Here is a 14,960-nt window from a genome sequence, read left to right as displayed (position 1 = left end):
TCCTTGATTTTGTGCTTGGTTAACGTCGCCAAAAGGCTGGGAAAAATAGAACAATAAGCGTCAGTATCTCAAGTCGGCCCATCAACATACCTAAACTTAATAACCATTTAGCGGCGTCTGGTAGTGGGGCAAAGTTCCCAGTTGGACCGATCACGCTGCCCATGCCTGGGCCCACGTTGGCTACGGCTGTAATCGCACCTGAGATACTTGTTATTGGGTCTAACCCCATCGCGCTCAAACCACCAGCAATTAAGATAATTGTAATAAAGAACATCAAACCAAACGCCACGAGTGAACGCACAATATCGTCATTCACAGGTCGCTGATTGTAGCGTTGAACAAACACGCCCGATGGGTGAATTAGCTTCATCATTTGTTTGTGGAGCATGGTCATCGCGATCTGGAAGCGAAAGATTTTGATACCACCAGAGGTTGATCCTGAACAAGCACCAGCCATCATTAGGAAGGCAAAGAGTGTGGTTGGTAGTGCGCCCCATGCGGTGAAGTCTTCTAAGCCAAAACCGGTTGTGGTGACGACTGATACAATGTTGAACATCGAAACACGCATCGCATCCATAACTGTGTAGCCATCTCTAACCACCAGCCATGTCGATATTACGGCACTGGTGACCAAAAATAGATATGTGAAGCCTCTCACTTGCGCGTCTTTGTAGAGGATCGAGAGTTTTCGGCCTCGCAGTGCACTAACAAACAGTAAGAACGGCAGGCCGCCAAGGAACATGAACAGTGTTCCTACCCAATGAGCACTGTTGGAGAAGTGGTTCATCGATCCATCTGAGGTTGAGTAACCACCCGTCGACAGTGTTGTGAACGCGTGATTGATCGCGTCAAAGATACCCATGCCTGCAAACAAATAGCTAATGATGCATAAACCCGTCAGAATCAGATAAACCGCTACGATGTTCTTCGCGACGGTTTTTGCTCGTGGGCTGCTTTTATCTGACCAATCGGATGATTCAGTTTGGAACAGGCGCATACCACCAACGTTGAGCATTGGCAGAACCGCTACCGCCATCACGATGAAGCCGATGCCACCTAACCATTGCAGTACTGAACGCCACAACAGAATGCTTGGTGCCATGCTGTCTAAGCCGCTTAATACGGTTGAACCCGTCGTGGTGATACCTGACATGGTTTCGAAGTAGGCGTCCGTAAAGCTGATGTGATTAATGAAGACAAACGGCAGTGCAGCAAAGGCACTGGCAATCGTCCAGACCAGAGAGGTGATCAGGAACATGTCCCGCACCCCAAGTCGGAACTTAGCGGAGCGGCCTAAACTCAAGCAGATGAACGCCACAATGTGCGTGATCACGACCGATTGACCAAACTCGAGGAAGCCACCGGTGCCTGTGAAAAAGGCAACCAATGTAGGGATGTACATGAAAAGGGCGAGTTTTGATAACACTAACCCTATCACTAATAATATCGGACGAAAGTTGACCATAGCTTAATAGACCATCGCTTTGTGTCGGAGCTTCATTCTCACAAGAAGGTTATGAGAAGACGCTTACGAAACAAGGCTATAAGAAGAACGGGCTCGGTTGGAATAGAGACTCAACATCAGGTACGTATTTCTTGTCCACTAGGAACATCACTACGTGGTCATCCTGTTCGATTACGGTTCTATCGTGCGCGATAAGTACCTCTTCTCCGCGAACAATCGCACCAATAGTGGTGCCCGGTGGCAGTTTGATGTCGCCAATTGCTCGGCCAACAACTTTCGATGTGGTTTCGTCACCGTGAGCAATCGCTTCGATCGCCTCTGCAGCGCCGCGACGTAGAGAGGATACATTTACAATATCAGCACGACGAACGTGAGTAAGCAGCGCAGAAATGGTCGCTTGCTGTGGCGAGATAGCAATATCAATCACACCACCCTGAACAAGGTCGACGTAAGCACCACGCTGAATCAGCACCATTACCTTCTTGGCACCCATTCGCTTCGCCAGCATCGCTGACATGATGTTGGTTTCGTCTTCATTGGTTAGCGCAATGAACACGTCCACCTGATCAATGTTCTCTTCGGTTAGCAACTCTTGGTCTGCTGCATCACCACAGAATACGATGGTGTTTTCTAATTCTTCAGACAGCTTTTCGGCGCGAGTATAGCTGCGCTCGATAAGCTTGATGCTGTAGCTCTGTTCAAGGCGTTTCGCCAAGCTTGCACCAATGTTACCACCACCGACAATCATGATGCGGCGATACGGTTTCTCTAGGCGTTGCAGTTCACTCATTACTGAGCGGATGTGGTTACTTGCTGCCACAAAGAAAACCTCATCATCGGCTTCAATGATGGTGGTGCCTTGTGGGCGAATAGGGCGACCTTGACGGAAGATAGCGGCTACACGAGTATCAATGTGCGGCATGTGCTCACGCAAAGCAGACAGTGCGTTACCAACCAATGGTCCACCGTAGTAAGCTTTTACTGCTACTAGGCTAACCTTCTGTTCAGCAAAGCTCACAACCTGCAATGCACCTGGATATTGAATCAGACGCTCGATGTAACTGGTTACGAGTTCTTCGGGTGCAATCAGGTGATCGACAGGAATAGCGCCTGATTTGAAGAGCGCTTCTTTTTCTTCCAGATATTCTGGAGAACGAATACGTGCAATTCGGTTCGGTGTGTTAAACAGAGAGAAGGCAACCTGACATGCGGCCATGTTGGTTTCATCCATGTTGGTTACGGCAACCAACATATCGGCATCTTGCGCGCCCGCTTCACGTAGTGTGTTCGGGTGGCTGGCATAGCCGTTTACAACCCTAAGGTCGTATTTGTCTTGAAGTTCACGCAGTCGGTCGGCATTACGGTCGACGATCGTGATGTCATTGTTTTCACCTACTAGGTTTTCAGCAAGGGTACCGCCTACTTGTCCAGCACCTAGAATAATGATCTTCATAGCCTTTCTCTTATTTTTTGCCGTTGTAATTCTAGTGAATTCATTTCGCTTTGATAATGCACTAGAAAGAAACAGCGGCTAAGAAATAAATCCTTAGCCGCTGTTAGTTGTTATGCCTGTTTTACTAGAACTGCGTAGTAGAAGCCATCCATATCTTCTTCACCAGGCAGTATTTGACGACCCGGATTTTCGATATCAGACCCAACTAGCGTTGCGTTCTCGGTGCGTTCTAGGAAAGCTTTCACTTGCAGAACGTTTTCTTGCGGTGTGATAGAGCATGTCGCATAAACCATGGTGCCGCCTTCTTTCAGTTGACGCCACATTGCGTCCATGATCTCACTTTGTAGCTCAGCGAGTGCATCGATATCAGAGGCACGGCGTAGCCACTTAATGTCAGGGTGACGGCGAATTACACCCGTCGCTGAACATGGAGCATCAAGTAGGATGCGGTCAAACTGACTGCCCGTCCACCATTCTTCAGGGTAGCGAGCATCACCACAGATCACGTCGGCACGTAGTTGTAGGCGTTCAAGGTTATCGTAAACACGGTCTAGGCGTTTAATATCACTGTCGATTGCAACCACTTCAGTGTCTTGAGTATGTTCAAGAATGTGTGCAGTTTTACCGCCAGGTGCTGCGCAGCAGTCTAAGATTAGCTCACCATCTTTTGGTGTTAGGTAATCAACAGAAAGTTGAGCAGCAGCGTCTTGTACTGATACCCAGCCTCGGTCGAAACCAGGAAGCAAAGTAACATCACAAGGTGACGCTAATTTTATGGCATCAGCCGCTTCAGGGTGCAGTGTGTATTCAATGTTTTCGTTTTTAAGCAGTTCAACATACTCGTCACGAGTGTGGTGTTGGCGGTTTACGCGCAGCCACATTGGTGCCTTGCTGTTGTTTGCTTCAACTAATTGCTCCCACTGATCTGGGTAGCTTTCTTGAAGCATTTTTAGGATCCAGCTTGGATGGCTGTATTTGCCCGCATTGTGGCTAACGGCTTTCTCATCTAGCTCTTCTTGATCGCGTAGGTAGCTGCGAAGCACTGCGTTGATCAAACCACTGAGGCTTGGGCCGCGCAGTGTTTTGGTTGCTTCAACTGTTTCAGCAACGGCAGCATGCGAAGGGATGCGCATAAAGCTCAACTGGTAAATGCCTACTAAGATCAGGTGGTGGAATACGCGCTTTTTACCTTTAAGCGAGTTTTCCATCAGTTCGTTAGCGATTGACTCCAAGCGAGGCAGGTAACGAAGTGCGCCGTAGCAAATCTCTTGCAGTAGAGCATGGTCTCGCGGACGGATCGTTTTTTGAGCCGCAGGGAGAGCGTGTGAAAGAGAGTGGCCTTTATCGACAACTTGGAATAGGACATTTGCAGCAGCAGCGCGAACATTCATGAGGGGTACCGAATATTTTATTTGAATACATGAGGGCATCTCTGCCCTCGTAAAGGTTTTCTAAACTGTGTTTTTATAAGCTACACGTTTTTAAGGACATATTGAGTAGCTTTAAAGCGGTTAAGAAAGTTGAGTACCAACTTCAAACCAGCTTGCACGTGAGTTCAAGATGTCCTGAACTGACATGGCTTTTTTACCAGGCACTTGCAGCTGTTCAAGAACAAGTACGCCTTGTCCTGTTGCTACGTAGATACCCGTTTTATCGGCTTGCAGAATAGTACCTGCAGGCTTATCAGAGGTTTGCTCTGCTACACGGCTTTGCCATACCTTGATGCTGTTTTCCGCAGCTTCAAAGTGGCTCATTGGCCATGGGTTGAAAGCACGAACGCAGCGCTCAATATGAGCCGCGTCATCACTCCAGTTGATACGCGCTTCTTCTTTACTTAGCTTTTTCGCGTAGTTAGCAAGTTCGTCGTCTTGCTTCTCAGCCACCGCTTTACCAGAAGCGATGTCAGACAAACACTCAACAAGCGCATCAGGGCCAAGGCCAGCTAGCTTTTCATACATCGAAGCGCTGGTATCTGTCGCTTCAATTGGTAGCGTTGCGATACTGAGCATGTCACCAGTATCTAGACCGATATCCATCTGCATGATCGTCACGCCTGTCTCTTTATCGCCCGCCCAGATAGAGCGTTGAATCGGAGCAGCACCACGCCAGCGCGGCAGGATAGAGCCATGCACGTTGATACAACCTAAGCGAGGTGTATCTAAAACCACTTGTGGAAGCAATAAGCCGTACGCTACAACAACCATGATGTCAGCATTCAAATCTGCTAGCTCTTGTTTAGCTTCATCTGACTTGAAATTTTCTGGTTGGTAAACTGGAATGCCGTGCTCTAATGCAAGTTGCTTTACTGGTGGTGCAGACAGTTTTTTCCCTCGACCTGCTGGGCGATCTGGGTTGGTGTAAACTGCAATAACTTCATGCTCCGAAGACAACAACGCCGCCAAGTGACGGGCGGCGAAATCCGGAGTACCTGCGAAGACAATTCTTAAAGATTGACCCAAGGTAGACTTCCTTCTTAATTTAGTAATAGCAGCGGTGATTAACCTTGTTTCTCGTTGAAACGTTTAATCTTCGCTAGCTTATCTTGAATACGTTTGCGCTTTAGTGGCGATAGGTAATCAACAAACAACTTGCCTTCTAGGTGGTCAAGTTCGTGCTGAACACAGATAGCCAGAAGGTCGTCAGCGTCGAATGTGAATTCGTTGCCTTCACGATCTAATGCTTTAACCGTTACTTCTGCAGCGCGAGGTACTAGAGCTCGAGCGCCTGGTACAGATAGACAGCCTTCTTCGATACCATCTTCGCCACGTTTGTCGGTAATTTCAGGGTTGATCAGAACCATAGGCTCGTCACGTGTTTCTGAAATATCGATAACAACGATGCGCTGGTGGAAATCTACTTGCGTTGCCGCAAGGCCGATACCTTCTTCGTCGTACATGGTTTCAATCATGTCATCAACGAACTTTTGAATCTCTGGGGTAACTTCTTTTACCGGTTTCGCCACGGTACGTAGACGATCATCTGGTAATGTTAATACTTGTAATACAGACATATACACTCGAAATATTGAACTGTGCCGAAACAGCTTAAACCTTGTTGGCTCAATTCTAGACATTTTAGAGGTCAAATGACAGCATCCTGAAGGTAATTCTCTAATCAGATGTCATATATTCAGACCAAGGAACCTAGGTCATGCGTCATTTTTTCCCGCTTTATCTCTTATTTGTGCCTCGCTTTCTTTCGCCACTATGGCTGAAAATAGTGAACAACCTTTAACCATTAAACAAGGAGCACCCGAAGCGTATGTGGTGGTGAAGGGCGATACTTTGTGGGATATCTCCGCGATGTATCTTGATAGTCCATGGCTGTGGCCTAGGTTGTGGCAGGTAAATCCTGAGATAGAAAACCCTCACCTTATTTACCCCGGAGATAAATTGTCTCTGGTTTGGATTAATGGCGAGCCTGTATTGAGCCTCAAACCCGTCATCAAGCTAAGCCCTAAGATTCGTGTATCTGAGAAGAAAGCTGTGCCTACCGTGAATGAGGGGCTGGTTCTACCGTATCTACAATCTGATCGTTTGGTTGAGCAACAAGATATCCAATCGGCTCAACGAGTCTTGGGGACAAGTGATGGTAAACGTTTCTTATCAGGTGAAGACCGACTATTTATCTCGGGCAATCAGCAACATCAAAAATGGGGTATTTACCGTTCTGTCGAAACTTACCAACGACAGCAACCTCAAGCGAGTATGACCTCGTTGCGTTTGGTCGCCACGGCACGCTTAAAAGAAGTGGACGCTGAGCTCAGTAGCTTACAGATAGAGACTCAGCTGCAAGAAGTACTGCTTAACGATCTCGTATTACCGGAGCTTGGTGTTGATCAGGTGAAGCTCTCAACCACGTTTTATCCTGCGCCTAGTGCTGTTGGTCAGTTTGCTAATATCTTGGGTTCGTTAGATGGCAGCCAATACAGCGCAAAGAATCAGGTCGTGGTTATTAACAAAGGCTCACAGGACAATCTTCGCCAAGGCTCTATGTTTACCCTCAGCGAAAGCGGCGCTGTGGTGTTTGGTAAGCAAGGCGAATACAGCTACAAAGAGTCTGCGGCGAGCGATAAGGTGCAATTACCAAGTACCTCACTCGGTAGTTTGATGGTCATTCGTCCTTATGAGTATTTTAGCCTCGCGTTGATCACTCAGAGCTCTAAGCCTGTAAGTAATGACATTCTGGCGGTATCACCTCTGGATCTGGCTTTGAAGGAAGAGCTTAAGGGCACCGAGTGAATGAGCAACAACTGAGCGCTTGGCTAACTCTAAGTTTTGTACCGCAATTGGGTGGCAAGCGCCTTTCTCGTCTGCTGAGTATCGACTCCCCTTCGAACATTGTTGGCTACTCAAGTCAGCAGCTGCAAGCGATTGGCTTGTCAGCTAAGCAAATCTCCTATTTAAGAGAGCAAGCCCCAAGAGAAGTGGAGGCTTGCCTAGCGTGGCAAGCAAGACAACCCAACCATCACATCATTACCCCGAATTGCTCGCATTATCCCAAACTGCTGAATGATACCGCCTCTGCGCCGAGCGCGCTTTTCGTTAAAGGTCACGTTGAAAAACTGATTGAGCCTCAAATCGCGATGGTCGGTAGTCGTAACGCCAGTCTCGAAGGGCTGCAAACTGCGAAGTCCTTCGCTAAAGAGTTTGTCCAAAACGGCTTGATTGTCACCAGTGGTTTAGCGCTCGGTATCGATGGCTATGCTCATGATGGTGCTCTAGATAAAGGAGGGGAAACTTTTGCTGTGTTGGGCTCTGGCTTGGATTCCATTTATCCTGCGCTACACCGAAATCTAGCGGAGAGGATCTGTGAAAATGGTGCGTTGATTTCAGAATTCCGCCCAAACGCTAAACCTCGACCTGAACATTTCCCACGGCGTAACCGTATTATAAGTGGATTGTCTTTGGGGACTCTCGTCGTTGAGGCGGCCGAGAAAAGCGGTTCTTTGATTACGGCGCGTTATGCGATGGAGCAAGGTCGCGAAGTGTTTGCGCTTCCCGGTTCGATTCATAACCCAACCAGTCGCGGAGGTAATAGCTTAATCAAAGCTGGCGCATGTTTGGTGCAAAATGCTCAAGATGTTCTGATCGAAATAAAGAGTCTGTTAGACTGGTCTATAGATCAGCAGCCCAGTTTGTTCGAGCCTACGCCGAATGAGAGTGAAAATGAACAATTGCCATTTCCACAGCTGTTAGCTAACGTAGGATTAGAGGCGACACCCGTTGATATTTTGGCACAGAGAACCCATATACCTGTGCATGAGGTCATGATGCAGCTTTTAGAGCTTGAGCTCTCAGGGCATGTTGTTGCAGTTTCCGGTGGCTATATTCGAAAGGGGAGAGGCTAAGCTATGATGATGGACATACTGATGTACTTGTTTGAAACCTACATCCATAGCGATTCTGAATTGCAGGTGGATCAAGATGAGCTGGAAGATGAGCTTCTTCGAGCAGGGTTTCACCAAGATGATATTTATAAGGCCCTCCATTGGTTAGAAGATCTTGCGGCATTGCAAGATACCGACAACCAAGCGGCGATTACTATGTGTTCCAATACCTCGATGCGTATTTATACCAGTCGAGAGATTTCACGTATTAATATGGAGTGCCGAGGTTTCTTACTGTTCCTTGAACAGATCAGCGTACTCACGACAGAGATTCGTGAAATGGTGATTGATCGTGTGATGGGGCTTGAGACGAGCGAATTTGAATTGGATGATCTGAAATGGATTATCTTAATGGTGCTATTCAATGTGCCGGGTAATGAAAGTGCTTACACGCAAATGGAAGAGCTGTTGTACACCAAAGAGCAAGGTATCTTGCATTAATACAGGCTTGTCATGAGTAGTAAGATTGATAATCAGCTTTTTTCAGCACATGAACATGCATTAGAGCATGAACCATGTCCACAGTGTGGTGGAGAGCTTCAGCTTCGCCATGGTAAGCACGGACCATTTTTAGGCTGTAAGCAGTATCCGAGCTGTGATTACATCAAGCCTCTGCATCAAAATGATGGTCATGTGGTGAAAGAGCTAGGCGTTCCGTGTCCTAAGTGCCAAAACGAATTGGTATTAAGGCAGGGTCGCTTTGGGATGTTCATTGGTTGTAGTAGTTACCCAACGTGTAATCACATCGAATCTTTGGACCAACCAAAAGAACAACCTGAAGAGCAGCCACTTGTTGCTTGTCCTGAGTGTGGCAGAGGCCATTTGGTTGAGCGTAAATCTCGCTATGGTAAAACCTTTTATGCGTGCGATAACTATCCTAAGTGTAAGTTCGCCGTTAATCAGCCACCTGTTATAGGTCGTTGTGAAGAGTGTCAGTTCCCGCTGTTGCTGGAGAAGAAAACGGCCAGTGGCACTAAGAAGCAATGTGCTGATCGCAAGTGTCATCACATTCAATCTCAATAACTTGATGTTATAGACAAAAAAACGGCGCTCAATGAGCGCCGTTTCTATATCCAATAAACGTTCTATATCCATCAAGCAATGTAGATTTACTTCATCTGCTCAGCAAACTCATGCACAGCAGGGTAGGCTTGCTTATCGAGAATGTCTGCCAGTGAGCATAGCGCTCTTTGCAGCTCTGCGTTGTAGTCAGCGCTCACGTTAATGTGGCCCATCTTACGACCTGCACGCTTCTCTTTACCATACCAATGAACATGACAGCCACCTTGAGCCAGAATAGCTTCAGGTAGGGTATCTTCGCCAAGAATGTTGATCATTGCGGTTGGGCGAATCAGTTTAGTGCTGCCTAATGGCATCCCACATACGGCACGTAGATGGTTCTCAAACTGACAAGTTTCAGCGCCTTGTTGTGTCCAGTGGCCAGAGTTATGAACACGTGGTGCAATCTCATTCACCAGCAGTGAACCTTGAACATCAAAGAACTCTAGCGCGAGTACGCCAACGTAATCTAAGCGTTCAGCAATGGCAGTGAACATGGCTTTCGCTTGCTCTTGCAGTTCAATGTCATCAATCGCTGTCGATAAGCTCAACACGCCATCGGTGTGAACATTTTCAGCCAGTGGGTACACTTGTATCTCACCATTGGCGCCACGAGCACCCACCAGTGATACTTCGCGGTCAAACGGAACGAATTCTTCAGCCACAATAGCTTGGTTGTCGGTCGCGGTAATGCACTCAGCCATTTCTGCCCAAGTCGCATCAACATTATCTAATGTCTTTAAGCGCCATTGACCTTTGCCATCGTAGCCGCCAAGTGTGCTCTTCAATACCATTGGTAAGCCTACGTGAGCAACTGCAGCGTCAAAGTCTTCGCGAGAGTTAATCACGTAGTACTTAGCGTTTTTCACGTTTGCTTCGTCTAACAGGGCTTTTTCAAGACGACGGTCACCGCCAGCTTTGATTGCTTCTGTTGTCGGTAAGAACTTACCGCTGCGCTCACACACCTCAAGTACATCGTGAGGGATGTGTTCGAACTCTGCAGTAATGACGTCCGCACGCTCAATCGCATTGTCTAAGCCGTTGCCTAGAATTGCTTGCGTTAATGGGTGAACAATATTTTTGCTGCCAACATCAAAAGCAGAAATTTCAATATTCAGCGGTGCCCCAGCTAGGGACATCATGCGAGCAAGTTGGCCCGCGCCTAACACAAGAACATGCATGGGAATTAGTCCTCTGCAGGGTTTGGATTAGCAAGAACCGTTTCTGTTTGCTCAGAGCGGAACGCTTCTACTTTCGCCATCACTTCTTCATTATGTGTACCAATGATTTGAGCGGCTAGGATGCCAGCGTTAGCAGCACCAGCTTCACCGATAGCCAGAGTACCTACCGCGATACCTTTTGGCATTTGTACGATCGAAAGGAGAGAATCCATGCCCTTGAGTGTTTTCGACTGAACAGGAACACCTAAAACAGGTACGCTTGTGAAGGCAGCTGCCATGCCAGGTAGGTGTGCAGCACCCCCTGCGCCAGCAATAATCACTTTAATACCGCGCTCTTTCGCACTGGTTGCGTAGTCTGCTAGCAACTGAGGTGTGCGGTGAGCAGAAACCACTTTTGTTTCGTACGCCACGCCAAACTGATCCAACATTTCTGCAGCTAGCTTCATTGTTGGCCAATCAGATTTAGAACCCATGATAATACCGACAGTCATCTCAAACTCCTTCAGGTACGATTTAATTAGTGATTAGATATTTTGCGCGCATTATACGGGTAAAATTGCCCAAGGAAAACGTTTGCGTCAGTCTAAGTTGTTAATTGATACATTTTATAAACAAATAGCTTTAGTCACAGTGAGTGATAATTTGTACACTTAGTGAGTTAGATAACTGAATTAATGAGGCACCCGTGGATAACTTTCAACATACATTGCAGGCATTACAACAAGGTGAAGTCATTGCTTACCCGACCGAAGGCGTTTTTGGGGTCGGTTGTGATCCAGATAATCCACAAGCCATCCAGAAATTACTCGATTTAAAACAGCGGCCGATGGAGAAAGGGTTGATCCTAATTGCTGCGAGTTACGAGCAGTTGCTGCCCTATATTGACGAAAGCCAGTTGACGGAAGCACAGTTAGCGACGGTTAAAGCGACATGGCCAGGCCCGGTGACTTGGATTATGCCAACCAGCAGTAAAGTTACTGACTGGGTAAGCGGTCAATTTGATTCGATCGCGGTGCGAGTGACGGATCACCCTTTGGTTCAAAGAATGTGTAATGAATTCGGTAAGCCGTTAACCTCTACCAGTGCTAACCTGACGGGCGAACCGCCTTGTATGACGACTGAAGAAGTTCAGCAGCAACTCGGCCAACATTTGGTAGCGATTTTAGAAGGTCAAACGGGTGGTCGTGACAAGCCAAGCGAAATTAGAGATGCAAAAACGTCGAAAATATTAAGACAGGGTTAAACCCTGCAAAGGAAAGTAAAATGGCAGCAATTGATAAAGAAGCAGTAAAGCAGTTTTTACTGAACCTACAAGATTCGATTTGCCAACAGCTTGAACAAGCTGATGGTAGTGCACTATTTGAAGAAGATGCATGGGAGCGCGAACCTGGCGAACGCCTCGGAGGCGGTGGTCGTACTCGCGTGATGACCAACGGTGCGGTCTTTGAGCAAGGTGGTGTTAACTTTTCTCACGTTGCAGGTAAGGCAATGCCAGCTTCAGCAACCGCTCACCGCCCTGAATTAGCCGGACGTAAGTTCGAAGCGATGGGTGTATCGTTAGTTATCCACCCTAAAAACCCTTATATCCCAACCTCACACGCCAACGTACGATTCTTTATTGCCGAAAAGGAAGGGGAAGACCCTATCTGGTGGTTCGGTGGTGGTTTTGATTTAACGCCATTCTATCCTGTCGATGAAGATTGCCAATCTTGGCATCAAACTGCTAAAGACCTGTGTGCACCATTTGGTGATAACGTGTATCAAGAACACAAAGAGTGGTGTGATAAGTACTTCTATCTTCCACATAGAGATGAAACACGTGGTGTGGGTGGTCTGTTCTTTGATGATCTTAACGAGTGGGGCTTTGAGAAGAGCTTTGCTTATATGCAGGCGGTCGGTGAAGGTTTTGCTGCGGCGTACTTGCCGATTGTTGAGCGTCGCAAAGAGACACCTTATGGCGAACGTGAGCGTGACTTCCAACTTTATCGTCGTGGTCGCTATGTTGAATTTAACTTAGTGTATGACCGTGGCACCCTATTTGGTCTACAAAGCGGTGGTCGCACAGAGTCTATATTGATGTCGATGCCGCCATTGGCTCGCTGGGAATACCGCTACGAACCACAAGCAGGTTCACCAGAAAGTCTGCTTTATAGTGACTACCTAAAGCCTCGAGTTTGGTAGTTCTTCCTTCCTTATAGGTATAGTGATAGGGTCATCTATATAGATGACCTTTTTTATTTCTGTTAGGTAAGGATATGACACAGCAAGTAGATCGTTATGCCGTTTTCGGTAACCCTATTGGGCAAAGCAAATCGCCATTCATTCACACATTATTTGCTCGCCAAACCAGCCAACAACTTACCTATACAGCACTCCAGCCAGAACAAGGTGAATTCATCATTGCTGCTCAAGCTTTTTTTAGTGAAGGTGGTAGAGGGTGTAATGTCACAGCGCCATTTAAAGAAGATGCTTATCAGTTCGCTAATCGCCTGACTGAAAGAGCTGAACTAGCAGGTGCTGTAAACACACTTAAGAAGCTCGATGATGGAGAGATCATTGGTGATAACACCGATGGTGAGGGTTTAGTTCAAGACCTTCTTCAACATCAAGTGACGCTAAAGGGAGCACGTGTTCTTCTTCTTGGCGCTGGTGGTGCTGCGAGAGGAGTGATTCAACCTCTTCTCGACCAAAAGCCACAACAGTTGGTGATCGCTAACCGAACCAGTTCAAAAGCAGAACTATTGGCTGAGATGTTTTCGTCGCATGGAAATATCAAAGGTATGGGCCTAAGTGATGTTAATGATGGCTTTGATGTCATTATCAACTCGACCTCATCAGGTCTAAGCGGTCAGCTCCCTGAAGTTTCCGATGTAATCTTTAATACAAACAGCGCCGTTTATGACATGGTCTACGGATCTGGAACGACAGTATTTAATCAGTGGGCGTTAGATAACGGTGTTCATGCTGCTTATGATGGTTTGGGTATGTTAGTGGGGCAGGCTGCAGAGAGCTTTATGCTTTGGCGTGGCCTTCGTCCGGGAACAAAACAGATTTTAAGAGAATTACGTAAAAACCTAGAGATGTAATGAGGTATTTATAAAAAATGAATCAATCAATTCTATTTCCAGATATCCAAGATTGGAATGAAGAGAATCAAACAATCACCTTCCCTGCACAACAGTCGGGCGCATTGATTGAATGTGTCATGTCTATTGAAGAATTATCACGATTGGCAGGTAAAGAGATAAAAGAGGGCGATCAAGCTTTAGTTATCTTTTCTGAGTTACGTTTCGATATTGAAGAGCTAGCGGAAGAGTTAATAGAAGAAGAGGAGTATGACTCCTCTAATCGGATTCAGATCAAAGCGCTTTAGACTGGAAGTACAGAGTCTAGATAGTCGTTTTTATTCTGAACATAGTTGTCAGCGGACTTCTGTAAAAAGGCACGCTCTTTATCATTTAATGGGCGTGCTTGTTTTACTGGGCTTCCTACATATAGGTAACCGCTTTCAAGTACCTTATTAGGCGGCACTAAGCTACCAGCACCAATCATGACTTCTTGTTTGATAATCACGCCATCCAACACGATAGCTCCCATGCCAACAAGTACACGATCTTCAATTGTGCAGCCATGCAGCATTACTTTATGTCCGATAGTGACATCATTACCTATTAATAGAGGATAGCCCTCAGGGTTTTCTGCATTCTTATGGGTGACGTGCAAAACGCTGCCGTCTTGGATATTCGTTCTATCTCCAATATGAATGTGGTTTACATCTCCTCGAGCTGCAACCAAAGGCCACACGCTAGAGTCGTCACCGATTTTGATATCACCAACCAGTACCGAACTTGTATCTATATAGACACCTTGTCCAATCTGGGGGGATATTCCTTTATAACTGCGTATTGAACTCATAAATCCTCCTTTATATAGGCACCTTAAGCCCTTAATTAAGGGGAATACTAGTGAAAATGGGGAGTTTTGAACAAAAAACGCTCGAACAATCAAAAAAGTAAGAAAAACTGAAAAAATGGCTTGCCAGTGTGATCGAAATCTCTATAATGCCACCTCGCTGACACGGGATGGCTTCAACAGAAACCAAAACGAATCAGCAGGTCAAATTAGCCAAGCTAAGCGCTTGAAAAAAGTTTTGAAAATAGTGGTTGACACTAAAACTTAAATCGCTAAAATGGCCGTCCGATTTGAGCGAAGCTCAAAAAGGAAAAGCTCTTTAACAATTTAAACCTATCAATCTGTGTGGGCACTCGTTGATGAATATCAAAACGTTATTACTTAGGTAGTAACCGTTACTTCGGTAACAAATTGATTTCAATGAACTGAGTGACCAATATGAAATTAAGTTTACTTAATTTTGGCACAGTCAATTCATTACCATTCTGTTGGAATGGTAAT

General features: G+C 46.4%; 16 protein-coding genes. 8 read left to right on the top strand and 8 right to left on the bottom strand.

What is annotated here, in order from left to right:
* Window positions 1-19 precede the first annotated feature (19 nt).
* The 5 genes from AB4407_RS18230 to def all read right to left on the bottom strand — a co-directional run bounded on the left by AB4407_RS18230 (window position 20) and on the right by def (window position 5,928).
* Window positions 20-1,465 carry a TrkH family potassium uptake protein gene (locus tag AB4407_RS18230; protein WP_372121541.1) on the bottom strand — a complete coding sequence of 482 codons (1,446 nt, stop codon included), beginning with the start codon at window positions 1,463-1,465 and terminating at the stop codon, window positions 20-22.
* Window positions 1,466-1,541: 76 nt separating this feature from the next.
* Window positions 1,542-2,918, bottom strand: a complete 1,377-nt coding sequence (gene trkA / locus AB4407_RS18225) for a Trk system potassium transporter TrkA (protein ID WP_004739332.1) — start codon at window positions 2,916-2,918, stop codon at window positions 1,542-1,544.
* A gap of 110 nt (window positions 2,919-3,028) precedes the next feature.
* Window positions 3,029-4,309: a 16S rRNA (cytosine(967)-C(5))-methyltransferase RsmB gene (gene rsmB / locus AB4407_RS18220; protein WP_372121540.1), complete on the bottom strand. Its 1,281-nt coding sequence runs from the start codon at window positions 4,307-4,309 to the stop codon at window positions 3,029-3,031.
* A gap of 120 nt (window positions 4,310-4,429) precedes the next feature.
* Complete coding sequence (fmt, locus tag AB4407_RS18215) at window positions 4,430-5,377, bottom strand: methionyl-tRNA formyltransferase (protein ID WP_372121539.1); 948 nt, start codon at window positions 5,375-5,377, stop codon at window positions 4,430-4,432.
* 38 nt (window positions 5,378-5,415) lie between these two features.
* Window positions 5,416-5,928, bottom strand: coding sequence for a peptide deformylase (def, locus tag AB4407_RS18210; protein ID WP_004735769.1), 513 nt, complete (start codon window positions 5,926-5,928; stop codon window positions 5,416-5,418).
* A gap of 196 nt (window positions 5,929-6,124) precedes the next feature.
* Between def and AB4407_RS18205 the strand changes: the two genes are divergently transcribed.
* From AB4407_RS18205 to AB4407_RS18190, 4 genes are read left to right on the top strand one after another with little or no spacing between them, the layout of a single operon-like run.
* Window positions 6,125-7,159 (top strand): LysM peptidoglycan-binding domain-containing protein, encoded by a 1,035-nt coding sequence (locus AB4407_RS18205; protein WP_408063691.1) that lies wholly within the window; start codon window positions 6,125-6,127, stop codon window positions 7,157-7,159.
* Window positions 7,156-8,268, top strand: coding sequence for a DNA-processing protein DprA (gene dprA, locus AB4407_RS18200; protein ID WP_372121538.1), 1,113 nt, complete (start codon window positions 7,156-7,158; stop codon window positions 8,266-8,268). Before AB4407_RS18205 ends, dprA begins: the two co-directional genes overlap by 4 nt.
* A gap of 3 nt (window positions 8,269-8,271) precedes the next feature.
* Window positions 8,272-8,748, top strand: coding sequence for a DUF494 family protein (locus tag AB4407_RS18195; protein ID WP_372121537.1), 477 nt, complete (start codon window positions 8,272-8,274; stop codon window positions 8,746-8,748).
* 12 nt (window positions 8,749-8,760) lie between these two features.
* Entirely contained in the window at window positions 8,761-9,330 is a 570-nt protein-coding gene (locus AB4407_RS18190) for a type I DNA topoisomerase (protein WP_004735775.1), read from the top strand.
* 86 nt (window positions 9,331-9,416) lie between these two features.
* On the opposite strand, the gene AB4407_RS18185 is transcribed toward AB4407_RS18190, so the two are convergent.
* On the bottom strand, window positions 9,417-10,547 hold the full coding sequence (locus AB4407_RS18185) for a 5-(carboxyamino)imidazole ribonucleotide synthase (protein WP_372121536.1): 1,131 nt from the start codon (window positions 10,545-10,547) through the stop codon (window positions 9,417-9,419).
* Window positions 10,548-10,552: 5 nt separating this feature from the next.
* The gene (gene purE / locus AB4407_RS18180; protein ID WP_372098872.1) at window positions 10,553-11,038 is read right to left on the bottom strand and encodes a 5-(carboxyamino)imidazole ribonucleotide mutase; all 486 of its coding nucleotides are present in this window, start codon (window positions 11,036-11,038) and stop codon (window positions 10,553-10,555) included.
* A gap of 194 nt (window positions 11,039-11,232) precedes the next feature.
* Between purE and AB4407_RS18175 the strand changes: the two genes are divergently transcribed.
* From AB4407_RS18175 to AB4407_RS18160, 4 genes are all read left to right on the top strand, one after another.
* On the top strand, window positions 11,233-11,790 hold the full coding sequence (locus tag AB4407_RS18175; RefSeq protein WP_372121535.1) for an L-threonylcarbamoyladenylate synthase: 558 nt from the start codon (window positions 11,233-11,235) through the stop codon (window positions 11,788-11,790).
* Between the two features lie 20 nt (window positions 11,791-11,810).
* Window positions 11,811-12,728 carry an oxygen-dependent coproporphyrinogen oxidase gene (hemF, locus tag AB4407_RS18170; protein ID WP_372121534.1) on the top strand — a complete coding sequence of 306 codons (918 nt, stop codon included), beginning with the start codon at window positions 11,811-11,813 and terminating at the stop codon, window positions 12,726-12,728.
* Between the two features lie 74 nt (window positions 12,729-12,802).
* A complete protein-coding gene (gene aroE, locus AB4407_RS18165; protein ID WP_372121533.1) occupies window positions 12,803-13,633 on the top strand; it encodes a shikimate dehydrogenase in 831 nt (276 codons plus the stop codon).
* Between the two features lie 17 nt (window positions 13,634-13,650).
* Window positions 13,651-13,920, top strand: a complete 270-nt coding sequence (locus tag AB4407_RS18160; protein ID WP_102432372.1) for a DUF1488 domain-containing protein — start codon at window positions 13,651-13,653, stop codon at window positions 13,918-13,920.
* On the opposite strand, the gene AB4407_RS18155 is transcribed toward AB4407_RS18160, so the two are convergent.
* Window positions 13,917-14,462, bottom strand: a complete 546-nt coding sequence (locus AB4407_RS18155) for a gamma carbonic anhydrase family protein (RefSeq protein ID WP_048657843.1) — start codon at window positions 14,460-14,462, stop codon at window positions 13,917-13,919. The two genes, AB4407_RS18160 and AB4407_RS18155, sit on opposite strands and share 4 nt — an antisense overlap.
* Between the last annotated feature and the right edge of the window lie 498 nt (window positions 14,463-14,960).

This window comes from Vibrio sp. 10N.261.46.E11, from assembly GCF_041472735.1.
Classification (GTDB): domain Bacteria; phylum Pseudomonadota; class Gammaproteobacteria; order Enterobacterales; family Vibrionaceae; genus Vibrio.
This window is presented reverse-complemented; position numbering and strand designations above follow the sequence as displayed.